Below are 22,882 nucleotides of genomic sequence, written 5' to 3'. Positions count from 1 at the left end.
ATGGGGGAGTTTAAAATCGACACGGGGCCGGTCGACGGAACCCCGGTCCCTACCGCTCCGGTGACCGGCATGGTCGGCGCCGTCAGACTGGTCAATACGATCGAGGTGACGAAGATCGTGCGCGGCGAGGACGGGGTCTATCGCTACGGTCCCGAGATCACGTTCGAACATCGCAGGGTTCCGCGCACGCTCGTCAGAAAGAGCGAAGATGGGAATGGGGACGGGCTTCGCCGGATCAGCCGCGTCTGCGAGGAATTCCATCTGAGCGCCAAGGCCGCGAAGGCGCAGGAGGTGAACGAGACATGGTCGCTGAATCTCTCCTTCATGCCCCTGGCCCAACGCCGCACGGAGGTGCTGAAGCTTCTGAAATCCGTGGACAAGCTTCCCCGCTTCATCTTCGAGGACCATGCGGACTTCGAGGGTGAATTCTCCGATCCGGGCCGGCGGCGGGCGGCGAGCGACGAGGAGGCCTGGAATGCGATCGCGAGCGCCTCGAAGCGCTACCCCTATGTCATGGAGCGCGTGTTCGTCGCCGTTTTGGGCGGGGGCGATGTCGCCCCCTACCGGGAGTTCGAGGACGGGAAGGTCGAAAAGGTCAAGAATAGCCGTGAGCTGAGCCTCGTCGCCGGGCTCGTCGAGGACCGGGAACGGGCACGCGCGAGCGTCATGCAGAGCCCCAGACTGATGAAGCGCTACGAGCAGACCGGCGAAGGCCGTCTGTATCGCCGCACCCTGCCCGATGCGCCGATGATCCATCTGCATGTGGAAGTGGCCCAGCACGCCCCCATTCATCTCGCTCTCGCGGTCGATCAGGCCCTGAGCGGGGCCGGCGCACGACACGAGACATGGCTGGGGAAGCCGGTCGCCGACTATGCCGACTATCTGTTCGAGCAGCACATGGTGGCGTCCAACGATCGCAGGGAGGAGGACGAGCTCTCCCCGCCGACCCTCGGCGGCGATGCGGCCGACCGCCTCGTCCAGCCGGGCGGGATCGAATGGGAGATCGGCCGTTACGACGAGGACGATCCGGACGACAGGGACTGAGCCCCGCCCCGCCATGTCCTCCGCTTCCCCACCCCGGTCGACCCCACCCTTCGTGGTCGCCATCCGCGCAAGGCTCGAAAACAGGGAGACCACCGGGACGGGCCTCCTCTGCGATCCCTGGCATGTGGCGACATGCGCCCATGTCGCCGGGCTTCTGACGGATGAGGGGCAGAGTAAAGGCTATCGGAGCTCCCTGAACGAGCCCGCTCCGTCCGGCCTCGTCGCCTACAACCAACATGCGACCATCGAGGTCTCCTTCGATCCGGGAGACGAGGAGGGCTGGATCGAGATAGCCGGTTATCCCGAGGAAGATAGGATGAACGACCTCGCGATCGTGAGACTGCCCCGGCCCTTCTACGGGATCGCCTTCCCCCCGATCGCAGGCGGCGGACGCCTCGCGCACGACACGCAGAGGATTGCCTTCGGCCACCAGTGCAAAGCGCTCATGCACTCCGAAGCGCGAGCGTCCGGGACGAAGACGATGAACGGACCGGGCGGCGCCTACTACACGGCGATCCATCTTGGAGACCCGCAAGGGTTCAGCGGCGGTCCGGTCTTCCTCGAGCAGGACGGGATCGACCGCCTGGAGGGCCTGACCTCGATCGGCGGTCTTGCCTCCGCCACAGGCGTCGTCGTCAGTTTCGACCGGCTGAGACTGCTCCTCGAAAGGCTGCCGGGTTGGCGGCCGCTCGAGGAGCAGCCGAGGCAGCCGGGCTCGTCCACGCTCCAGACGGGCCATCTGTCCCTGTTCGACATTCCGCTCGGTGAGCGACGGGCGATGACCCTTCGATGGGCCGATCCCATCTCGGCCTGGCGCGCGCTGCGCCCGATATGCGCGGGCGCGGCGATGGAACTGAAATCCGGGCGAGCTGCGGCCGGGGCCAACCGGGTGCCCTATGATGCGGCCGGCCCGAAAGAGGCCGAGGACCTCGTCGAGACGCTCCGCAGGAAGACGCAGGCGCCGCTGCGACTGCCGATGCGCTCGGAACTCGAAGCCCTCTGCGCCGACCGGAGCGCGCAGGCCGGACGGTCCGTCTCGAGCGCGGCCTGGACCGGGCTGCCGCTGCTCATGCGGTATTTCGACGAGGAGGCATGGCCGGGAACGCCGGTGGAATCGTGCGAATGGGCACGGGACGGGGACGCGGTCCGGCTCTTCCGGCGCGACGAGGCCCATGACCGGATCGTCCCGTGCGAGCCCGGCGGCGGCCAGCCTCCGCGCTCCGTATTCTCGCAGATCCGCCGGGTGGTGCGGCCGATTCTCGACGGGAGCGCGCGATGATCGGGGAACGCGGCGAGACCGCCGATCCGCATGGCGAGGAGACCGGCACCGGGCACGGGCGCGCGGAGCCGGGCGCCGCATCGGCCCATGCCGGGAGCGGGGCCGCCTTCGGTCCCCACCGCGAGGCCTTCTCCGCGGGCGAGGCGCAGCCCGGCGAGACCTCCGACGCTCTCGACGAGACGCATCGAAAGGGGACCGACGGTGCGGATCTCTCCCTCGATGTCTCGTCGTCCGATCGAAACAGCCCCCTCACCCGCATCGACCCGCCGACGATCGAGACGATGGTCCGCCGATGGGGTGCCCATGACAGCTTCGCGGCCCTGTGCGAGGCGGTCGTCTGCGAGATCGTCGAGAAGGATCTGCGGCTCGTCCCGATCGCCTGCCGCACGAGCGTCGACGAGATCGCCCTCGCCATCGCCGCGAGTCTTTCCGAGGGGGAGATCTTCGAGACCGCGCCGGGGATCGGGGTGACCGAACTCCTCGACGCCCTGCCCAGGCCCCGCGCCGGAAACACACGAATTCTCGTCCTTCGCCGCAGTCTCGCAGGCGCCCCGCCGCAGCAGCCGAGCATCCTCTCGATGCTTTCGGTGCGGCCGGGTGTTTCGACCGGCGACGTCGAGGCGCTTCTGACGGAGCGTGCGGTCCGGCTGATCGTCGCGATCGAGGAGGGTCCGCGGACCGACTGGCGCGACCTCGTCGCGCTCGATCCGCGCCCCTACATGATCCCATGGATCGAGCCGTTCGTCGCACGCCTCGCCGATCCCTATCTCGGCCTGCCGCGCGCGCTGCGGACCGAGATCGCCGCGACGATCCGGCAGTCTGCGCTGGACGAGCAGGCGGACTGGCAGGCCCGCGAAGTCGCCGCCTACCACCATCTCAATGTCTGCCTCGACGGCAAGGCGTTTCTCAACGCGCCGAGGGAGGAGATCGACCGGGCCCTCAAGGCCTCCGAGCAGGGCATGTGGGGTGCGAGGCAAGGACTGGAAAAGTCGATCGAAGACCTCTTCGCCTTCGCGACCGCCGGGCGCATTCCAGGCCTTCTCTTCACGATCGGGCTTCTCCTCGGTCGCGTCTCACCCGGCAATCTCGCCGCCCTCGCCGAGCGTCTGCTCGCAAGCCAGCCCGCGCCCTCGGTGGGCCACCTGCCGGAGGACCTGCGCGAGACCTGGTTCCGGGACTGCGAGGAGGCCGAACGGTTCGGCCAGGCAAGACCCGCTCTTCCCGGCTGGCACGCGATTCACGACCACGACCCCGACGGATATTCCCGCCAAGCCCATCTCGTGGTCCGCAACGATCTCTGCCGACCCGAAGCCCGCTTCAACGACGCCGTCGCCGCCGCCGTTCTCGCCAGGACCCAGCCGACCTTTCTGTCCCGCCTCCTGGCGCTCACCCTCGATCCCGGCTTCTTCCAGCCGTCCGCCGCATTCTTCAGGGCGGATCTCGTGCGGCTCTGGCTGAGACTGGTCGAGGCGACCGGCCTTCGCCCGCAGGACGGCACCGTCTCGCCCGGCCAGCACACCCAGATCGCCCTCTTCGCCGAAGCGATCAGCCGCGCGAGGGCCCCCGTGTTCCTGACCGACCGCTACGGCGAGCGGTTTCTGCACGACCGGCCCATGTGCGAGGATGCCGCCGAGATCCTCGGCGAGATCGTCGCCTTCGACGCCGAACGCGGCCTGTCCTCACGCCACCTCGTCAACGCCATCCTCCTTAATCTGGCCGAACGTCTCGGCTATGCCGACCTGACCGTGATCCTCGGACGCTTCCTCCTCGATCGCGGCGGCGCCTGGGACGACGGGGTGGCGGCAGCCGATCTCGCCCACTTCGCCGTAGGGCCGCAGCTCGGGACGGGTTTCAACCGGGACGAATGGCGCGACCAGATCCTCTCCGCCCTCGTGGAGGCGCAGGACAGGAACCTGCCGAAGCATTTCGCGCCGGACCAGGGCGGTTACGCGCCGCTGACCACCTGGCTGTCCGGCCTGCGCACCGCGCCGGCGCCCCATGGCTTGCCGGCGCAGGCGATCGCGACCCATTGCGAGGAGCACGCGGTCCAGCTCGACATCGTCTTCCCGCCCCCGCCGACCGAACATCCCCCTTCGGCTCTCGCCGTCGAGGCGTTCTACGGCTCCGAGGAGGCGGCGGACGGCCGGTCGTGGTCGCTCATCGAGCGGATGCTCGTGCGCGATCCCTCATCCTGGCTGCGCGACCGGCGCCTCTATCTCGCCCATCTCGACCGGATGGCGCCCGAAGGCTCGCGCCGGCAGACCTTCATGACGCCGGAACGATTCGTCCAGTGGCGGCTGAGCGACGTGATCCGCGTGCTCTTCGCCGGGGCGGACGAGCCGTCGGCTCGCGTCCTCGTTCCGGGCGGTGCGGCCCGCTTCCACGAGGCGCTGGTGAGCCCGGCGGTCCGCGCGATGCTCGTGCGGATGGGCGAGACCATGTCCCTCACGGCCCCGAGCTCGATCAGGCGCATCGTCGAATGCGTGCTCAAGGCCGAAGGCGCGCAGGCAGGGGAGCCGAGGGCGCGGGCCGATCTGGAATGGCTGACGCTCTTTCCGGCAGCGCTGCTCGCCGAATGGCGCATGCGCCTCTTCGGCGAGGACGAATTGCCGAAGGCCTCGCCAGAGCGGACGCGGCACCGGAAGGTTCTGCAGGAGCTGCACAGGAGCGTGCGCGCCGCCGGGCGGTCCGAAGCGATCGCGACCGCCTTCCGCGCCCTTGCCGAGGCGCAGGCCCTTCTTGCCGAACGGCCGAGCCTGCAGCTGACCGATGCCACACGCGCCCGCTTCGCCAGCAAGAGCCAGATGTTCGCGGAATATGCGGACATCTTCGCGCAGCACACGGTGGCGACCAGATGAGGACCAGGGGAGACGAGACCGCGTGACCGAATTCGAATACATGATGCGGCTCGTGGAGGGCGAAGCCGCCCCGCGAAACGGCGACGTCGTCCATGTCGTTCTCGATCAAGCCGGCCGGCCGGTCGATCGATCCTCCCGGGTCGCGCAGATCGGCGGCCGCCTGTTCGGCAAGCGCCATGTCTACCGGTTCGATCTCGCCCGCACGGTGAGACTGCAGGACGTCTCGAGCGTCTTCCGGCCCTTCCTCGCGGACGAGAGGACGGAACTGGATTTCCGCCTCGAAGTCGCGCCGGTTCGCGACCGGCTGGAGACGACCGCGCAGGCGCTCCACAGCGCGCACGAGAGCCCCCACCAGGTTCTCCTCGGCATCCTGCGGTCGATCTTCGGCGACCTCGTCGATCGCGATCTGGGCCGGGGAAGCGGCGACATCCGCAATCGCATCCTTTCGGACCGCGAACGCTGGGAAGCCGAAATCGTGCGCGAGATCGAAGCGCGCACCGGCCTGAAGGCCACGATGATCCTCCAAGGTGCCGTCGAGGACGGGGAGATCACGATCGAGACGTCCGGCCTCGAAGTCGTGCCGCGCGATCTCTCCCAAGGGGCGGTTCGCCTTCGTGTGAAGGCGGTGATCGAGCCGACCTTCAGCGCCCGCCGCGACACCCGGCTTCCCGAGACCGACATCGACCGCATCGCGCTCCTCGATGGCGTCGTCGGCGCGGCGTTCCGCAACGAGATCTGGCTCTACGACTACTGGTACGACGTTCCGACCGTCGAGCGGGTCCTCACCGAACGGCTTGACGGCGTCCTGGCCTCGAGCGGCTATCGCTGCCGGACGCTGCGTACCGATCCGAGCGGATCGAAGCCGAACGCCGAGGAACAGGTGCTCGCCGACATCGTCTGGACCGGACCGAAGAAGCGCGAGATCCGCTTCACGATCGACGCCACCTTCCGCCTCATGCGTGAAGGCGGCGGCCGCTACGACCGCACCGGGCCGCAACCGCGCAAGCTCTGGCTCGAAAAGCGTGGCCTCGACGCCATCAAGCTCGCGATGCACCAGCGCGAGTTCTTCGATCTGTCGAACGGCGAATTGCGCCGCATCACCGACGAGGTGGGCGCCATGCTCGCCGCCTATGCCGAGACCGAGATCGGGCACAGGATCGATCCCGTGACGACCGGCGCCAACCTGCCGGAGCGTCGCTGGTTTTCGACCAATTCCGTCGACGTCCCGAAGGCCGCCTACTGGACGAAGCACAATGTCCTGCAGGTGGAGATCGCCGCGAGCGCTCAGGTCTCCTTCGAGAAGCTCGGCGCCCTGATCGACTATCTCGACCAGCGCACGACGCCTCGCGTCGGAGAAGGCTACGACGCCAAGATCGAAACCCTCGTCAGGACGACCATGCAGTCGGCCATTCGCGAGACGATGGAGCAGATCGAGTATTCCGGTTTCTTCGAGCAATGGGAACCGCCGGCGGACATGCGCGCGCAGATCGAAGCGGGACGGGGAACGCCCTTCGTTCGCCCGCGGATCGAGACGGCCATCCGGGCACGCTTGAAAGAGATCGGAGCGAGCGTCGGCGAGGTTTCGGTGCGCGCGGTCGACACCCAACTGAAGCCGTTCATCGACAGGCTCCGCTCGTTCCAGACGATCATCGTGACCGGAATGGTCTTTCCTAAAGGCGCAAAGTCGAGGCCCGAGGAGCGGGCTTATGCCATCACCATGGGCTCGCTTTCGCTGCAGCCCGATGGTGTGGCGACCATTCTGCAGAACGGCCTCGGGGCGCTGACCCGGGAGTCCATGGAAGGGGTGGTTCGAAACGCCGCGGAGCCATGTCTGAAGACGATGACCTCGGCCGACCTCGACGCTCTCGATGAGGCCGGCTCAGGCGGTGGACGGATGTCAGCCGAATTCGGAACCCTCGAGACAATTGTGCGCGGCGCGCTCCTGCGTAATTTCGGCTTCGTCGTGACTCTTGAACGCGTCGAGGTCAAGACGTCCGAACTGGCGCTTCTCGGCCGCGACGTTCATAGCGAATCCTACGACCGTCTGCGTCGGATTTACGACGACGACCGATACAACAAGGATTTGGATCGGGAGTTCGAGAGAAGGCGCCGGGAGTCACTGACGGAACAGCTCGAACATCTCTACAACTTGAGGCGCAGCAACCGAATGGTGACCGATTCAGATATCCGATCGGCCCGGCAGATCGACCAGGAGATCGAACGGCTGACGGAGGAGCGTTTGCGGCTCAGCCTCCCGGCCGAAGGCCGCCACCGCAGCCGCTTCGCGAGCGAGGCGAAAAGAGCCGGCCTCGGCGGTATCGACGACGCGGACGAGGCCGACGCAGGCGAGGCGACGGACCACCGGGAAGAGCCTGCGGAACGCAGCGCCTCCCCGCAGCCCGGCGCGCCGCAGCGGGCATCGCGGCGAGCCGTCGACGACTATGGCGCGGACGACTGAGCATCCCGTCCCGAACCGGCCCGACACCCCGTTCGGGCGCGCCCTCACGAACGCCAGGACATGTTCGCGACCATGACTCCGCTCCGGGCCATCGCGGCCTTCGACCCTCTCGCCGTCCTTCGCGATCCGAAGGCCCTGATGCCCCTTCTCGGCACGGTCCTTATTCTCGTCTTCAGTGTGCTCTTCGTCGTTTGGGCGGTGTGGAGCGAGTCGGCCGGCTGGCCGATTCCTTCCCAGACCCTGCGCGACATCGTCCGCCGCTTCTTCTCCCAGCCCTTCTCCGCCGCGATGACCGCCGGCATCTTCGTCCTCACCGCCCTTCTCGGCCTGTCGCGCTACGGCTCCGCACTGGCGAAGCTCAGGCGCGAGAGCGCGATCGCCGAGAACGCCCATTCGAAGATCGACCGGCCGGAGACGCTCGACGAGATCCGAAGACGGATGGAGGACCGCAGGGAGCCGAGCGCGCAGGTGTTCTTTTCGGAAGGGGCCGAGAAGCCGGCCGGGCTCGACCGTTCGGCGACCTTCGCCATGGCCGACGGGATCGTGCGGGACGGGCGCACCTTCCGCTACGACCCGGTGACGAGCGTCGTCGAACGCGTCGTCCACCGGGTCTCGAACGGCAGCCAGGAGCTGCGCGACACCCAGCAGTTCGGCATTCGCCTCGGCATTCTCGGCACCTTTCTCGGCATGACCTCGGCGCTCGCCCAGGTCGTCGGCCTGGTCGGACCGGACCAGACTCTCGAGACCTCCTCGCTCGCCATCCGGGACGTGGTCGCAGGTCTCTCGGTGGGGTTCGGCACCAGCGTCGCGGCGCTTCTGGCAGCCCTTCTCCTCCAAATCCTCGGATGGAGCCTTTCGGGGCGCGAGAGCGAATTCGAGGAAGCGCTCCAGAAGCTCGCCGCGCGGATGCAGGGCCTCTGGCGCGAGGCGGAAAGCATGGGTTCGATCGGGACGCAGATGGACGGGCTGAAACAGGCCCTCGTCGAGACTCAACGGCACCTCGAGAGACAGTCGAAGGCGCTCGGCGCGGATCGGGCGGCCATGGGCGAGGCCTACCTCGAGGCGGCCGACATTCTGAGGCATCCCGTCGCCGCGCTGCGCGAGACCGGAGAGACCTTCAGGGCGGTCCTCGCCGACCAGCACAAGGCGGTCGAGGACATGGGCCGGACGACGCTTTCGGTCGCAAGCCTGCAGAAGACGATCGCGAACCATGTGGAAGGTGCCGCGCAACGCGCGACGGCGGCCCAGATCGAGGGCGTCGAGACCATGCGCCGGAGCCTGTGCGAGATGTCGGAGCGCCTTGCCCGCGAACTGGCGGAAGGCCTGGCGGCCAGCCGGTCCGTTACGGCGGCGAACGAACGCCTCGCCGATCTCGGTGCGCTGAAGGTGGCACTCGAACGCCAGACCCGCATGCAGGGCCGCCTTCAGGCCGCCCTCCTCGTCCTGTGCGTTCTTCTGTCCCTCGGCCTCGCCCTCGCGATCGCGGCCACCGCCGGCCTCCTACCCTCGCAGGAGCGCGGCATCGCACCCGCCGCGACGACGAGCCGGGTCGTGCCGCAATGAGGCCGCGCCCTTCATCGAGGGGAGAGGGCGACGACTTCAACCCGATCGTCGACCTCGTCCTGTCGATCCTCGCCGTCAGCATTCTGCTCCTCGCGCTCGTCGGCCGCGACGGGGCGATGCGCATCGGCGAATTGGAGGCCCGCATCGGTGCCGTCCGGCCTCCGGAAGCCGGCATTCCGGTCCCGCCGCCGGCGCCCGGGCGCTCCTCCGCAGACCCGGCGAACCCCGCGCTGGACGCCGAGGAGCCTGCCGAGGCCATCCTCGCGCGCACGCGCTATCACCGGGCGGTTCTGGGCACGAGCCCTCCGCGGAGCGCGGACGGCTTCCTCGCGGCCGGCCGGATCGAGGACGAGGTGATCCCCGAGATCCGAACCGTTCTCGGCCGGGACCTTGCCGGCGGCGAAAGCCTGCTGGAGGCCATGCAGGCGAACGGGCTGGTCATCGAAGTCGATACCGCCGCCCGTCCCCGCCAGACCCTGTCGGATGCCTGGCGCGAAAGCGTCGCGGTGGCCGAGCGGCTGCGCGCGGGGCTAACGGCCTCGCCCCTGCCGCTCGCCTGCATCGCCATCGTGCCCTTCGGCCCCGAGCGCTCGAGCCTCGTGAGCGCGCTGTCCCGGCGCGGCGGGCCGGAGGGCAACGCGCCGCCGCTCGCGGGCGCGCAGCTCGGACCCGTCGCGACCCCGGCCCTCGGCTCCCTGCTTTCAGGCCAGAGCGGCGAGACGACGATCCGCATCGTCGCGGAGGCGACGCTTCTCGATACGTCCCTCTGCGATCACGAGAGCCTTCGCCGGGCGATCGTCGACTGGATCGCCGCCGATTAGGCCTCCTTCCCGAGGACGGCATGAAGAAAGTACGGCGCTCCCCTCTCGCGAGGGGAGCGCCGCGCCTGGTTCGTCGTCCGTCGCCGGGGGCGGGGTCAGCCCCTCGGATCGATCACCCGGTCGCCGATCCGCGGCCATTCGCCGAAGCGGCGCAGCGTGCTCGTATAGAAGCAGCGCTGAACCCAGCGATAGGGCCGGCCGGTCTCGTCGAAGCGCGCCTCGAACGAGCGCCGACCATGCAGCAGCCGGTGATTGTCGATGAAGACCAGCCGCCCCGGCGTCACGTGCACGTCGATCGTCACGGCGTCGATCGCTTGGCGGAAGGCCGCGAGAGCATCGGCCCCCGCCTTGGTCCGCGCGGCCAGCATGTCCCCGTAGAACGCGGCGACGAAGGAGGGCGCCTCGCTTGGCCCGTGGACGATCGCGGTGGGACGGGCGGCGGCCCCTCCCTCGCCGCGCCAGCGTTCGGGCTTGGCGATGGTGAAGGCCTCGGGATCGCGCAGGATCGCCTCGACCTTCGGCCCCACAAGTTCGAGCGCGGCCCGGCCATCGGAAACGAGCGTTCCGGGCCCGGTGCCGGGCTCGGGACTGACGCCGATGAGGGCGAGGCCGTCCGGGGCACGGTCGCCCGGAAGAAGCCGCGCGAAGGCGTTCTCCACATGGGGCGAGAGTTCCTGACGGGCCCCGAGGCCCGTCAGGCCTTCGAGATGCGAGCGCTTGGGCGAGAGGTTCGAGACGAGCCCGGCCCCTTCGCTCGCGATGCCGTAGGGTTCGCCGAGAAGCGCGGTGAAGCCCACGAGCAGGGCTTCGCTGAGATCGCTCGCCTTGCCCCGCTCCTGGCCTTCCGGGTCGACGAGCCCGCGACGCACGTTCGGATCGAAGGGCAGGTTCTCGATCGAGACCGGCGCGGGCGGGCAGGCGCCGTTCTTCAGGGTGTCGAGGAGGCGCAGCGTCGAGAGATCGAGGGCGCTGGCGACGGCCGTGCGCGCGGCGACGACGAAATCGGCATAGGGCGCGCCGCGCTTTCGCGGATAGGGAATGTCGCCCGCGAGGGCTTCGAGCTTGTTGCGCTCGTTGCCGGTGAGGTCATAGGTGGTCAGCCGGGTCATGTGCAGCTCCTTCTGTTGCCTGCACGAACCCAAGGAGTTTTCACGGATGGGCCCGCCGACCGGCTCGGGCGACCATGGAACGGCCGACCGGGAGGAGCTTTGATTCCCGATTCGTTCGCGAACGAGGGTTGCGGAACACAATAAGAACAGATATCACTGTTCAGGTTTTGTTTGAGAAGGCTCCGCACCCCATGCTGACGCGCAAGCAGCACGAACTTCTGTCTTTCATCGACGAGCGGTTGAGCAAGACCGGGGTCCCGCCGTCCTTCGACGAGATGAAGGATGCGCTCGAGCTGAAATCGAAGTCCGGCATCCACCGTCTCATCACGGCGCTGGAGGAACGGGGCTTCATCCGGCGCCTTCCCAACCGGGCTCGTGCGCTCGAAGTGCTGAAGCGGCCGGAATCCATGCGCAGGGCCCAAAGCGAGGCCTCGGAGGCACCGCCCCGGCGCGGCTTCACGCCGAGCGTCATCGAGGGCTCGAAATCCCAGACCGCACCCATCAAGGGGCGAGACGCCGCTCCCGCCCATGGCGGCGCCGGCGAGACGGTCTCGATCCCGGTCATGGGCCGCATCGCGGCCGGCGTGCCGATCTCGGCGATCCAGCACAACACCCATTCGATCGCGGTCCCGCCCGACATGCTGACCGGCGGCGAGCACTACGCCCTCGAGGTGAAGGGCGATTCGATGATCGAGGCCGGCATTCTCGACGGCGATACCGTGGTGATCAGGCGCGGCGACACCGCGACCCAGGGCGAGATCGTCGTCGCCCTCGTCGACGACGAGGAGGCGACCCTCAAGCGCTTCCGCAGGAAGGGCGACACGATCGCGCTGGAAGCGGCCAACCCCGCCTACGAGACCCGGATCTTCGGGTCGGACCGCGTCCGCGTTCAGGGCCGGCTCGTCGCCCTCATCCGCCGCTACTGAGACGCCAGGGGCGTTCGGGGGGGGGGGGGGTCGGGGGCATCCGATGCGCCGTCGCGCCGGATTGTGTCTCGCCGAGGCAACCGGGGGGCCTCCGGGAAAATCGGGAGAATCTTAGTACCGGGTCGGTTGGATTCCGGGGCGTCGTCGTGCCGGGTGCCGGGGTGCCGGGGTGCCCGGGGTGCCGGGGTGCCGGGGTGCCGGGGTGCCGGGGTGCCGGGGTGCCGGGGTGCCGGGGTGCCGGGGTGCCGGGGTGCCGGGGTGCCGGGGTGCCGGGAGGATGCGTCTCGACGTGCGCCCTGCAAGCCTCATCGGGCGTTTTTCACGCGTCAGGGTGGCGGGGGTCCCGTCACGTCCGCGCCCTCCATCGCATCCGCACCGCCCGCCAACCCACCCGCCGCCGCCCCGGGGTCGGGCACGGGCTCGGTTTCAGGCTTTCGCCAGTATTCCGGCCAGGGGGCGAGGCGATGCCGGTTCCAGGCCGGGGGGTCCTCGGGAATCGAGCGTTCGACGACGATCCGCCCCGTAGACACATCCCGCGAGACGGCGAGCGAGCCGGTGCGGCGCAGTGTCCTCAAGGTCACGAGCGGCGTTCCCGAACGGCAAGTTGAGCGCCGGATCGCCCGGGCGACGAAGGCGAGATCGCCGCTGTCGCAGGCCTCGCCCGTCAGGCGATAATCGGTCGTATAGGCGATGCGCAGGCCGCTGGATGTCGTGAAGCGGCAGATGGCGGCCTCGCAGCCCTCCAGACCCGCGATGACGGCCTGCGCCGAGCCCGTGCTTCCATCCGCGCCCGCGCTCCCATAGGCCCGCTCCCACTGTTCGGCGACGAAGCCGTTCGGCCTCTCGCGCGAGAAGGCGAGCGCGCCGTCCGAAAGAAGCGCGAAGGTCTTGCCGTCCTCGAAGATCAGGAGTTCGGGCGCGGGCGGGCGGATCGCCGCCGCAAGAAGCGCGAGCGCGAGGACCGGTACCGCGAACCATCGCAGGCGCCCGGCGGGGATGGTGAAGATCAGCAGCGCCGCCGTCATCAGAACGAGGGCCAGCGGCGAGACGAGCCCCAGCACCGGGTCGGCGAGACGGGCCTGAAGCGCCTCGGCCATGCCGATCACCCCCTGAAGGCCGATCCCCATCAGCTTGAAGGCCGGAGCATCGAGCCCGAAGGGCATCAGCACCATGGCGACGAGGGCGGCCGGCATCACGAGGAAGGAGAACAGCGGCATCACGAGCACATTGGCGACGATGCCGAAGGGCGCGAGGCGCTGGAAGTGATAGACGGCATAGGGCGCGGTCGAGAGCCCCGCAACGAGGGCGGTGGCGGCCGAGCCCACCAGCAGCACCCGCAGGAGACGGCCCGCCAGCGAAGGGGTTTGCCGCCGGGTCCCCGCCGCGCCGCGATGCCGGCTCCAGGCACCATAGACGCCGACGAGACCGATGGTCGCCGCAAAGCTCATCTGGAAGCTCGCGGTCATCACGGCGTGGGGATCCAGCGCCAGAATGAGGATAGCGGCGATCGAGACGTTGCGCATGGTGATCGCCGGCCGGTCGGCGAGGACGGCGACGAGCATCACGCAGAGCATCAGGAAAGCCCGGTCGGTGGCGACGCTCGATCCCGACAGGACGAGATAGAAGGATGCGACCGCGATCGCCGCGACGGCCGCGATCTTCTTGATCGGGCGATCGAGCGCCAGACGGCCGGACAGAGCGAGGCCCCGGCGCACGCAGACCATGGCGAAGCCCGCGACGAGCGCCACGTGGAGGCCCGAGATCGCGAGGATATGGGCCAGGCCCGTCGCGCGCAGGGCCTCGGTCACCGTCTCGTCGATGCCCTCGCGCTGGCCGGTAACGAGCGCGGCGGCGACCGCACCGGGCTGGCCGGGGATCACCGCGCGGATCCGTTCGGTCACCGCGCCGCGCATGGCCGAGATGCGGCTTCGCAGCCACTCGCCGAAGGACGGCGCCCGCTTCTCGGCGCCCGGCGGCGCCGGTGCGCCCATCGAGAACCCGTAGGCGCCGAGCCCGTCGAAATAGGGGGCGAAGGCGAAGTCGTAGCCGCCCGGATAGGCCGGCCCCGATGGCGGGCGCAGGCGCACCAGCCCTTCGTAGCGCTCCCCCGGTTTCAGCACCTCGTGGCGCGACGAGACGAGGATGCGGGCCCGCTCGGGCGGGCGCGACAGGACAGGGCGCTCGGTTCCCTCGATCTCGACCACATATCGCGAGCGCCCCTTCGCATCCCTCTCGTGGCTGAGGACCCGGCCGCTCACCTGAACGCTCGCCTCGCCGGAAAAGATCGTCGTCGTGGTGCGCTCGCGCTCGATCAGCGCGGCGGCCTGTCCGGCAAGGAAGCCCGAGACCGTGAGGAGAAGGATCGCGCGCAGGCCGGGCCGGCCGGCGCCCGCCCCGAAGACGGCGTGCGCGAGAAGGACCGCGAGGGTGGCGGCCGGCAGAAGAAGGGATGCGTGAAGCCCGTAGATGCACACGATCCCCGCCGCCATGGTGACGGGCAGGAGGTGAAACGGTGTGCGGTGGGCGCGCTCGCGCTCCCATTCGGCGGAGAACCAGTCGCGGGCAGCGTTGCGGGAAAGACGCGGGAGCCGCAGGGCGAAGGGGTTCGCGCGGCCGGACGGGATCGCCCCCGCCGCCGCCCCGAAGCTCTCTTCGTCCGCCCGCTGCCTCACCCGCCCCGCGCCCGTTCCTTGTCTCCCCGGTCGCGTATGCTACACACGCCGCGATGAAACGGAACGGTGCTTTCCGTCCATAGAACCCTTCAGGAGCGCGGGCGCCCGGTATCGAACCCGGGCGACCCGCTCCAGACACTCGAATTTTCGCATCGCAAGACCCGGAGACCCAGACTTCCCCGGGGTCCGATGCCCATAACGATCGGAGCATTCATGACGAATGGCGTCGTCACCCGCTTCGCGCCCTCGCCCACCGGTTTCCTGCATATCGGCGGCGCGCGCACGGCCCTTTTCAACTGGCTCTATTCGCGCGGGCGCGGCGGGCGCATGCTGCTGCGCATCGAGGACACCGACCGCGAGCGCTCGACGCCCGAGGCGGTGGAGGCGATCATCGAGGGCCTGAAATGGATGGGGCTGGACGCCGATGGCGAGCCCGTCTCCCAGTTCGAGAACGCCGCGCGCCACCGGGAGGTCGCCGAGGAGCTTCTCGCCAAGGGCCAGGCCTACAAGTGCTATGCGAGCCAGGAAGAGCTCGCCGAGATGCGCGAGCGCGCGAAGGCCGAGAAGCGCGCGCCGCGCTATGACGGGCGCTGGCGCGACCGCGATCCGTCCGAGGCGCCCGAGGGCGTCGATCCGGTGATCCGCCTGAAGGCGCCCCTCGACGGCGAGACGGTGGTCGACGACAAGGTGCAGGGCCGCGTGGTGTTCAACAACAAGGAGCTCGACGATTTCGTGCTCCTGCGCTCGGACGGCTCGCCCACCTACATGCTCGCCGTCGTCGTCGACGACCACGACATGGGCGTCACCCACATCATTCGCGGCGACGATCACCTCACCAACGGCGCGCGCCAGACCCTGATCTACAAGGCGCTCGGCTGGGACGTGCCGGTGATGGCCCATATCCCGCTGATCCACGGGCCGGACGGGGCCAAACTCTCCAAGCGTCATGGCGCGCTCGGCATCGAGGCCTATCGCGCCATGGGCTTCCTGCCCGTCGCCCTGCGCAACTATCTCGTGCGCCTCGGCTGGGCCCATGGCGACGACGAGCTGATGTCCACCGAGGACATGATCGCCTGGTTCGATGTCGGCGACATCAACAAGGGCGCGGCGCGCTTCGACTTCAAGAAGCTCGAGGCGCTGAACGGCTGGTGGATCCGCCAGTCCGGCGACGCGGAACTCGCCGACATGCTGATGGTCGAGCGCGACCACCTGCCCAATGGGGAGATCCTGAAGCGCAAGCCCGACGAGGAGACCCGTGCCCTTCTTCTCGCCGCCATGCCCGGCCTCAAGGAGCGGGCCAAGACCCTCGTCGAGCTGACCGACAGCACCACCTATCTCTTCGCGCAGCGCCCGCTTCCCATGGAGGAGAAGGCAGAGGCCATTCTGAACGATGGCGGCCGCGAGACGGTTCGCGATCTCCTGCCGCGCCTCGAAGCTGCCGGCGAATGGTCTGTCGAAGCGCTGGAGGCCGAGGTTCGCGCGTTTGCCGAGGAGAAGGACATGAAGCTTGGCAAGGCCGCCCAGCCGCTTCGCGCGGCACTCACCGGACGCTCGACCTCGCCGGGCGTCTTCGACGTTCTGGCGGTGCTCGGCCGCGAGGAAAGCCTTGCCCGACTAAAGGATCAGTCGGCAGGGTGAGCCTTGTGCTCTACCGGCTTGCCTGCGGCGCGTCATATTGCGCCGCGAGAGCTCAACTTGTTCCGCCCGCGCGGATGCAGTAGGCATTGCTCACGACAACCTTGTGCGCTGCAGCAGGCCTTCGGGCTCCGCTGCGGTCGCCAACGGAAGGGAAACAGATGACGGATCAGTCCGCGAAATTCTCATTGGGCTCGGATGAGGCCGACCTGCCGATCTATTCGGGGTCGATCGGTCCCGACGTCGTGGATGTCACCGGTCTCTACAAGGATACCGGTCTCTTCACCTTCGATCCCGGCTTTTCCTCGACCGCATCCTGCGAATCGAAGATCACCTATATCGACGGCGACGAGGGAATCCTGCTCCACCGGGGCTATTCCATCGATGAACTGGCCGAGAAGGGCGATTATCTCGAGACCTGTTATCTGCTTCTCTACGGCGAGCTTCCGACCGCCCGCGAAAAGGAAGACTTCGTCTACCGCGTGACGCGCCACACCATGGTGCACGAGCAGATGAACCGGTTCTTCACCGGCTTCCGCCGCGATGCCCATCCGATGGCCGTGATGGTCGCCTGCGTCGGCGCCCTGTCCGCCTTCTATCACGACTCGACCGATATCGCCGACCCGCACCAGCGCATGGTCGCCTCGCTGCGCATGATCGCCAAGATGCCGACGATCGCGGCCATGGCGTACAAGTACCATATCGGCCAGCCCTTCGTTTATCCGCGCAACGACCTCGATTACGCGGAAAACTTCCTGCACATGTGCTTCGCCGTGCCGTGCGAGCCCTACGAGATCAATCCCGTCCTCGCCAAGGCGATGGACCGGATCTTCACGCTCCACGCCGATCACGAGCAGAACGCCTCCACCTCGACGGTGCGCCTCGCCGGCTCCTCGGGCGCCAATCCCTTCGCCTGCATCGCGGCCGGCGTCGCCTGCCTCTGGGGCCCCGCCCATGGCGGCGCGAACGAGGCGGCGCTCAACATGCTGATGGAGATCGGCACGAAGGACCGCATCCCCGAATTCATCAAGCGGGCCAAGGACAAGAACGATCCGTTCCGCCTGATGGGCTTCGGCCACCGGGTCTACAAGAACTACGATCCGCGCGCCAAGATCATGCAGAAGACCTGTCATGAGGTGCTGGACGAGCTCGGCGTGCGCGACGATCCGCTTCTGGAAGTGGCGATGGAACTCGAGCGCATCGCGCTCACCGACGAGTACTTCATCGAGAAGAAGCTTTATCCGAACGTCGACTTCTACTCCGGCATCACGCTGAAGGCTCTCGGCTTCCCGACCGCGATGTTCACGGTGCTCTTCGCCGTGGCGCGCACCGTCGGCTGGATCGCCCAGTGGAAGGAGATGATCGAGGATCCCAAGCAGCGCATCGGCCGTCCGCGCCAGCTCTATACGGGCGCGCCCCAGCGCGACTATCTGCCGGTCGACGGCCGCGGCTGACGGCTTGACGGCGAGCGCGGGGGTCCGGTTCCGGCCGGGGCCCGCGCCGCGACGCGCCACGGTCTGCGGGGCCTCGATCCGGCGCGGCCGGGGCTTCAGATCCCTCGAAAACAAAAAGGCCCGGCCATCCCCTCGGATGGCCGGGCCTTTTTCGTTCTGGGCATCGAGGAACTGATGCGAAGCGGGCCGGGCTCGACGACCCGGTACCAGGAGCCCAGGTACCGGGCGGCGTTCGGCGTCCCCCGGCCCCGGAGCGACCCGCCGGGTCGGGCAGGCCGAGGAGCCGGCCAGACGGTCTAGCGGAAGAGATCACCATAGGTCTGGCGCAGCACGTTCTTCTGCACCTTGCCCATGGTGTTGCGCGGCAGTTCGTCGACGAAGACGATGCGCTTGGGCTGCTTGTACTTAGCGAGCCGCTCCTTCAGCGGCGCGACGATGGCAGCCTCGTCCAGCGGCTTCGACGCCACCACCACGCCGACGACGCCCTCGCCGAAATCGGGGTGAGGCACGCCGATGACGGCGCTTTCCACGACGCCGGGCTGCTCGTCGATCGCAAGCTCGACCTCCTTCGGATAGACGTTGTAGCCGCCCGAAATCACGAGGTCCTTGTCGCGCCCGACGATCGAGACATAACCGTCCGCATCGACGACGCCGAGATCGCCGGTGACGAAGAACCCATCCTCGCGAAACTCCGAGGCAGTCTTTTCCGGCATACGCCAGTAGCCGGCGAAGACGTTCGGCCCCCGGACCTCGATCGAGCCGATCTCGCCATCCGGCAGGCTCTCGCCGCTCTCGCCGGTGATCCTCAGCTCCGTGCCCTTCAACGGGAAGCCGACGGTGCCCGCCCGGCGCTCGCCCTCATAGGGGTTGGAGGTGTTCATGTTGGTTTCGGTCATGCCGTAGCGCTCGAGGATGCGCTGGCCGGTGCGGGCCTCGAAGGCCCGGTGGGTCTCGGCGAGAAGCGGCGCGGAGCCGGAGGTGAAGAGCCGCATATGGCCGGCGCTTTCGGGCGTCAGCCGCTCGTCGGCCAGCATGCGCGTATAGAAGGTCGGGACGCCCATCATGGCGGTCGCCTGCCCGAGACGGGCGAAGACCGCGTCGAGATCGAACTTCTCGAGGAAGATCAGGGACGCGCCGGCGGCGAGCACCGTGTTCGTTGCGACGAACAGGCCGTGGGTGTGGAAGATCGGCAGGACGTGGAGGAGAACGTCGCCCTGAGTGAACGCCCATTCCTCGCGCAGGACCTCGGCATTGGAGAGAAGATTGCCGTGGCTGAGCATCGCGCCCTTGGAGCGGCCGGTGGTGCCCGAGGTGTAGAGGATCGCGGCGAGATCGTCCTCGCCGCGCGCGACCGGCTCGAAGGAGGCGTCGGCCGCCTCGGCCGTCCGCATGATCGTGCCGGCGTCCCCGCCCCCGCTGCCGAGCGTCTCCAGCCGCGCGCCGGCGGCCTCGGCGATCGGTCTCAGACCGTCTGCCGCCTTCGGCGAGGCGACGAAGACGCGTGGTTCGGCATCGTTGAGGAAGTATTCGATCTCGCTCGGCGTATAGCCGGTGTTGAGCGGCAGGAAGACGCCGCCCGCGCGCACCGTCGCGAGATAGAGGAACAGGGCCCCGATCGACTTTTCGGCCTGGACGGCGACCCGGTCGCCCGGCTCGACGCCGAGGGAGACGAGGACATTGGCGAGCCGGGCGGTCTCCTCGTCGAGATCGCGATAGGTGAGGCTGCGTCCGTCGGCGAGCGTGGCGAAGATGCGGCCGGGCTCCTTCAGGCCCTCGCGCGTCAGTCCGTCGAAGAGGTGGTTCGTCATGCGGCGTGTCCCTTGGCAGTCACGGCGTCGGTGCGCCGTTCGGAGCCTGCGGGCAGAAGCTGCCGCACCTGCCGGCTGGCCGCCACGGCGGCCTCGTCGGCATAGGCTTCGTGACGCTCCTCGACCTTCGGAAGATCGTAGAGATAGTTGACCATCAGGCCCTTGGCGCGCTTCAGGCCGCCGGGCGAGATGTCGGCCCGGTGCATGATGCGGTTCAGCATCGCGCCATTGCCGAGATGGAAGCGGGCGACGGGATCGATCGGCTGGCCGTCGCCTCGCCGCTCGGTGAGGAAATAGCGTGCGGCGAGCGACAGGAGGCCCGGCCGCGCGGCCTCGGCCTGCTTCTCGTCGAAGGCCCAGCCCTCCTCGGCGATGATCGAGAGCGCCCGCTTCTCGCCCGCGTCGAGGCGCGCGACGAACGTCTCGTCCAGCCCGTCGACCCAGCGCGCGAAACCTGGCACCGGCGAGAGGGTGACGAAGGTCGAGAGCCCCGGCACGCTGTCCTTCAGGTCCTCGGCCACCTGCTTGATGAGGAAGGAGCCGAAGGAGACGCCGGCAAGGCCCTTGTGGCAGTTCGAGATGGAATAAAAGACGGCGGTCTCGGCCTCGCGCGGCTCCAGCACCTCCCGCTCGTCGGTCAGGACCGCGCCGATGGAGGCGGGGATGTCCCGCGTCAGCGCGACCTCGACGAAGATCAACGGATCGTCGGGGATCGAGGGGTGGAAGAAGGCGAAGCAGCGCCGGTCGCTGGGGGCAAGGCGCGAGCGAAGGGCATCCCAGTCGTCGATCGCATGGACGGCCTCGTAGGCGATGATCTTTTCGAGGATGCGCGCCGAGGTGTCCCAGTCGATCGGCTTCAGGACCAGGAAGCCGCGATTGAACCAGGAGCCGAAGAGATGGCGCAGGTCCATGTCCACGGGCTTCAGGCCCTCGTAGTCGTCGGCGAGGAGCGGCAGCAGATATTCGCGCAGGCGCACGAGTTCGGCCGTGCCCCCCGGGGCGAGATTGAGCCTGCGGAAGAGCTCCTGGCGCGGCGGCTCGGCCTCGCGCTGGAGCCGCGACAGGGTCTGCGGACCCGGCTCGGCGGCATAGGCGCCGGCCGCTTCCACGAGGCGCTCGCGATGGGGCGAGAAGTCCTCGGCCAGCATCCGGAAGAAGGCCGCGCGCCCGTCCGCGTCGAGCCCCCGGATGCCCGAAAGGATGTCGGCGGCGATCCTCACCCCCGTCGCCTCGCCGCGCGAGCGCACGAGCTTCGAGCAGAGCGCCTTCAGTTCCTCCACGCTCGTCGTCCGCTCGTTCGGCTGGTCGGAAAACCAGGAGCGCGGCGTGAACGAGCTCAGGAGATCGGAGAGAAGCGAGATTCGGCTCATAGGCTCGGTCCCATGATGAGATCCGGGAGGAAGAGGGCGATCTGCGGGAAGAGGCAGAGCGTCACGATGCCCGCGACCATGCAGAACACGTAGGGCATGGAGCCCCTCAGGATCTGCCCGAGGGAGATGTCCGGCGCGATGCCGTTGATCACGTAGAGATTGAGCCCGACGGGCGGCGTGATCAACCCGATCTCCATGTTGATCGTGAGGATGACGGCGAACCAGTAGGGATCGAAGCCGGCATCGGTGATGATCGGCAACAGGATCGGCGCGGTCATCAGGATCACGCCCACGGGCGGCAGGAAGAAGCCGGCGACCAGCAGGAAGAGATTGATGATGCCGAGCAGGACCCAGCGATTGACGTCCATGTCGGCGATCGTCTGGGCGATGGTCTGGGTGATGAACATGGAGGACAGCGCGAAGGCGAAGATCTCCGAGGCCGCGATGATCATCATGATCATCACGCTCTCCTTCAGCGTGTCGCGGAAGATGACGGGCATCTGCCCGAACTTCCAGGTGGTGGAGAAGATGCCGTAGACGATGGCGACGAGGACGAGGCAGAACAGCGCTCCGATGCCGGCCGCCTCGGAGGGCGTCGCCACGCCGCCATAGAGGACGTAGAGGACGGCGACGATGATGGCGAGGAAGGGCAGGACGCGGGGCAGCGCCTGGAAACGCTCGCTCATCGTGTAGCTGCGGGTCAGCTCCGACAGGCCGATACCGCGCCGTTTGCAGGCCCAGATCGTGTAGATCATGAAGTAGACGGTGAGCATCAGGCCGGGGATGAGGCCGGCCAGGAACAGGCGTCCGATCGAGGTCTCGGTCGCGATGCCGTAGATGATCATGGTCACCGAGGGCGGGATCAGGATGCCGAGCGTGCCGCCGGCGGCGATCGAGCCCGAGGCGATCTCGGGCGGATAGCCGCGCTTGCGCATTTCCGGGATGCCCATCTTGCCGATGGCCGCGCAGGTCGCGGGCGATGAGCCCGAAAGCGCCGAGAAGATCGAGCAGGCCCCGAGATTGGACAGGACCAGCCCGCCCGGCACCCGGTTCAGCCACCGGTCGAGCGCCTCGTAGAGGTCCTTGCCCGCCGGCGAGGAGGCGACCGCCGCGCCCATCAGGATGAACATCGGGATCGCGACGAGCCCGAAGGAGGCGATCGAGGTGAAGAACTGCTCGCCGATCGTATCGAGGAAGGAGATGCCGTAGGAGGCATAGAGGGCGCCGAAGGCCACGAGGCCGAGGGCGAAGGCGATGGGCGTTCCGATCCCGAGCAGTGCGAAGAGCACCACCATCATCACGAGGCCTGAAAGAAGCGGCGTCATCGGCTGGCCTCGGCGGTTTTCGTCGTTTCGGAGAAGAGTTCGGTCTGGTCTGCGAGGGGGCTCTCGGGCACGTCCGGCCCGTCGAGGAAGAGGCGGAGGATCTCGGCCACGTACTGGACGCTCAGCATGATGAAGCCGGCGGCCATGGGCAGGGTCGGAATCCAGAGCGGCACCGCCCAGACGGTCTCGCTGCGCCAGCCATATTCCCAGGTCTCCATCAGGTAGAAGGAGGTGGCGTAGGCGAGAAGACCGGCAAACAGCAGCGAGGCGAGGCCCGAAAGGACCTGGAGGACGAGGCGCAGCTTGGGCGGCGAGGCGATCTGCAGGAGATCGACATTGACGTGCCCGCGCACGAGAAGGGTCCAGGGCGCGCCGAGGAAGGTCGCGCAGACGATCGCGTAGATCGTGTATTCGGTCTGCCAGACCGTCGACTGGCCGAGGAAATAGCGCACGAACACCATGTGCGCGACCGACAGGACCGCCGAGGCGAGAAGCAGCGCCGACACGAAGCCGAGGGCTTTCGAGATGGCGGACGAGACGGCGATGAAGCCACGCATGCG

The 22,882-nt window shown here is 68.2% G+C and carries 15 protein-coding genes; 9 read left to right on the top strand and 6 right to left on the bottom strand.

From position 1 onward, the window contains the following. The 6 genes from DYI37_RS08025 (at nucleotide 1) to DYI37_RS08000 (ending at nucleotide 10,023) form a co-directional block, all read left to right on the top strand. Nucleotides 1-1,044, top strand: a complete 1,044-nt coding sequence (locus DYI37_RS08025; protein WP_147307898.1) for a hypothetical protein — start codon at nucleotides 1-3, stop codon at nucleotides 1,042-1,044. Between the two features lie 52 nt (nucleotides 1,045-1,096). After that, the gene (locus tag DYI37_RS08020; protein ID WP_199520107.1) at nucleotides 1,097-2,323 is read left to right on the top strand and encodes a trypsin-like peptidase domain-containing protein; all 1,227 of its coding nucleotides are present in this window, start codon (nucleotides 1,097-1,099) and stop codon (nucleotides 2,321-2,323) included. Further along, nucleotides 2,320-5,181: a hypothetical protein gene (locus DYI37_RS08015; protein ID WP_116682691.1), complete on the top strand. Its 2,862-nt coding sequence runs from the start codon at nucleotides 2,320-2,322 to the stop codon at nucleotides 5,179-5,181. The genes DYI37_RS08020 and DYI37_RS08015 overlap by 4 nt, the downstream gene beginning before the upstream one ends. 22 nt (nucleotides 5,182-5,203) lie before the next feature. Next, nucleotides 5,204-7,639, top strand: coding sequence for a hypothetical protein (locus DYI37_RS08010; RefSeq protein ID WP_116682690.1), 2,436 nt, complete (start codon nucleotides 5,204-5,206; stop codon nucleotides 7,637-7,639). Between the two features lie 72 nt (nucleotides 7,640-7,711). Next, the gene (locus tag DYI37_RS08005; protein WP_147307897.1) at nucleotides 7,712-9,202 is read left to right on the top strand and encodes a hypothetical protein; all 1,491 of its coding nucleotides are present in this window, start codon (nucleotides 7,712-7,714) and stop codon (nucleotides 9,200-9,202) included. Beyond that, on the top strand, nucleotides 9,199-10,023 hold the full coding sequence (locus DYI37_RS08000) for a hypothetical protein (RefSeq protein ID WP_116682688.1): 825 nt from the start codon (nucleotides 9,199-9,201) through the stop codon (nucleotides 10,021-10,023). The genes DYI37_RS08005 and DYI37_RS08000 overlap by 4 nt, the downstream gene beginning before the upstream one ends. A 95-nt stretch (nucleotides 10,024-10,118) precedes the next feature. Here the strand turns inward: DYI37_RS08000 and DYI37_RS07995 are convergent, their stop codons facing one another. Beyond that, nucleotides 10,119-11,132, bottom strand: a complete 1,014-nt coding sequence (locus DYI37_RS07995; protein WP_116682687.1) for a TauD/TfdA family dioxygenase — start codon at nucleotides 11,130-11,132, stop codon at nucleotides 10,119-10,121. A 191-nt stretch (nucleotides 11,133-11,323) separates the two neighbouring features. Here DYI37_RS07995 and lexA point away from each other — a divergent pair, with 191 nt between their 5' ends. Next, entirely contained in the window at nucleotides 11,324-12,058 is a 735-nt protein-coding gene (gene lexA, locus DYI37_RS07990) for a transcriptional repressor LexA (protein ID WP_116682686.1), read from the top strand. Between the two features lie 326 nt (nucleotides 12,059-12,384). On the opposite strand, the gene DYI37_RS07985 is transcribed toward lexA, so the two are convergent. Further along, the gene (locus DYI37_RS07985) at nucleotides 12,385-14,730 is read right to left on the bottom strand and encodes a ComEC/Rec2 family competence protein (protein ID WP_116682685.1); all 2,346 of its coding nucleotides are present in this window, start codon (nucleotides 14,728-14,730) and stop codon (nucleotides 12,385-12,387) included. Nucleotides 14,731-14,919: 189 nt separating this feature from the next. On the opposite strand from DYI37_RS07985, the gene gltX reads away from it, so the two are divergent. Continuing rightward, the gene (gene gltX / locus DYI37_RS07980) at nucleotides 14,920-16,368 is read left to right on the top strand and encodes a glutamate--tRNA ligase (RefSeq protein WP_425365031.1); all 1,449 of its coding nucleotides are present in this window, start codon (nucleotides 14,920-14,922) and stop codon (nucleotides 16,366-16,368) included. 158 nt (nucleotides 16,369-16,526) lie between these two features. Then, nucleotides 16,527-17,819 (top strand): citrate synthase, encoded by a 1,293-nt coding sequence (gltA, locus tag DYI37_RS07975; RefSeq protein WP_116682683.1) that lies wholly within the window; start codon nucleotides 16,527-16,529, stop codon nucleotides 17,817-17,819. 296 nt (nucleotides 17,820-18,115) lie between these two features. On the opposite strand, the gene DYI37_RS07970 is transcribed toward gltA, so the two are convergent. From DYI37_RS07970 to DYI37_RS07955, 4 genes are read right to left on the bottom strand one after another with little or no spacing between them, the layout of a single operon-like run. After that, a complete protein-coding gene (locus DYI37_RS07970) occupies nucleotides 18,116-19,627 on the bottom strand; it encodes a malonate--CoA ligase (protein ID WP_116682682.1) in 1,512 nt (503 codons plus the stop codon). After that, a complete protein-coding gene (locus DYI37_RS07965) occupies nucleotides 19,624-20,997 on the bottom strand; it encodes a malonyl-CoA decarboxylase (RefSeq protein ID WP_116682681.1) in 1,374 nt (457 codons plus the stop codon). The genes DYI37_RS07970 and DYI37_RS07965 overlap by 4 nt, the downstream gene beginning before the upstream one ends. Beyond that, complete coding sequence (locus DYI37_RS07960; protein ID WP_116682680.1) at nucleotides 20,994-22,322, bottom strand: TRAP transporter large permease; 1,329 nt, start codon at nucleotides 22,320-22,322, stop codon at nucleotides 20,994-20,996. The genes DYI37_RS07965 and DYI37_RS07960 overlap by 4 nt, the downstream gene beginning before the upstream one ends. Then, nucleotides 22,319-22,879, bottom strand: a complete 561-nt coding sequence (locus DYI37_RS07955) for a TRAP transporter small permease subunit (RefSeq protein ID WP_116682970.1) — start codon at nucleotides 22,877-22,879, stop codon at nucleotides 22,319-22,321. Before DYI37_RS07955 ends, DYI37_RS07960 begins: the two co-directional genes overlap by 4 nt. Nucleotides 22,880-22,882: the final 3 nt, after the last annotated feature.

It is taken from the genome of Fulvimarina endophytica, from assembly GCF_003403015.1.
Taxonomy (GTDB): domain Bacteria; phylum Pseudomonadota; class Alphaproteobacteria; order Rhizobiales; family Rhizobiaceae; genus Fulvimarina; species Fulvimarina endophytica.
Note: the sequence above shows the minus strand (reverse complement) of the source record. Positions and strands in the feature narration are given on the sequence as shown.

Excerpts from the sequence above, each read along its gene's own strand:
- DYI37_RS07965 (WP_116682681.1), bottom strand. The coding sequence starts at position 20,997 with ATGAGCCGAATCTCGCTTCTCTCCGATCTCCTGAGCTCGTTCACGCCG.
- DYI37_RS08005 (WP_147307897.1), top strand. The coding sequence starts at position 7,712 with ATGACTCCGCTCCGGGCCATCGCGGCCTTCGACCCTCTCGCCGTCCTT.
- DYI37_RS07960 (WP_116682680.1), bottom strand. The coding sequence starts at position 22,322 with ATGACGCCGCTTCTTTCAGGCCTCGTGATGATGGTGGTGCTCTTCGCA.
- gltX (WP_425365031.1), top strand. The coding sequence starts at position 14,920 with ATGCCCATAACGATCGGAGCATTCATGACGAATGGCGTCGTCACCCGC.
- DYI37_RS07995 (WP_116682687.1), bottom strand. The coding sequence starts at position 11,132 with ATGACCCGGCTGACCACCTATGACCTCACCGGCAACGAGCGCAACAAG.
- gltA (WP_116682683.1), top strand. The coding sequence starts at position 16,527 with ATGACGGATCAGTCCGCGAAATTCTCATTGGGCTCGGATGAGGCCGAC.
- DYI37_RS07955 (WP_116682970.1), bottom strand. The coding sequence starts at position 22,879 with ATGCGTGGCTTCATCGCCGTCTCGTCCGCCATCTCGAAAGCCCTCGGC.
- lexA (WP_116682686.1), top strand. The coding sequence starts at position 11,324 with ATGCTGACGCGCAAGCAGCACGAACTTCTGTCTTTCATCGACGAGCGG.
- DYI37_RS08000 (WP_116682688.1), top strand. The coding sequence starts at position 9,199 with ATGAGGCCGCGCCCTTCATCGAGGGGAGAGGGCGACGACTTCAACCCG.
- DYI37_RS08015 (WP_116682691.1), top strand. The coding sequence starts at position 2,320 with ATGATCGGGGAACGCGGCGAGACCGCCGATCCGCATGGCGAGGAGACC.
- DYI37_RS07970 (WP_116682682.1), bottom strand. The coding sequence starts at position 19,627 with ATGACGAACCACCTCTTCGACGGACTGACGCGCGAGGGCCTGAAGGAG.
- DYI37_RS08025 (WP_147307898.1), top strand. The coding sequence starts at position 1 with ATGGGGGAGTTTAAAATCGACACGGGGCCGGTCGACGGAACCCCGGTC.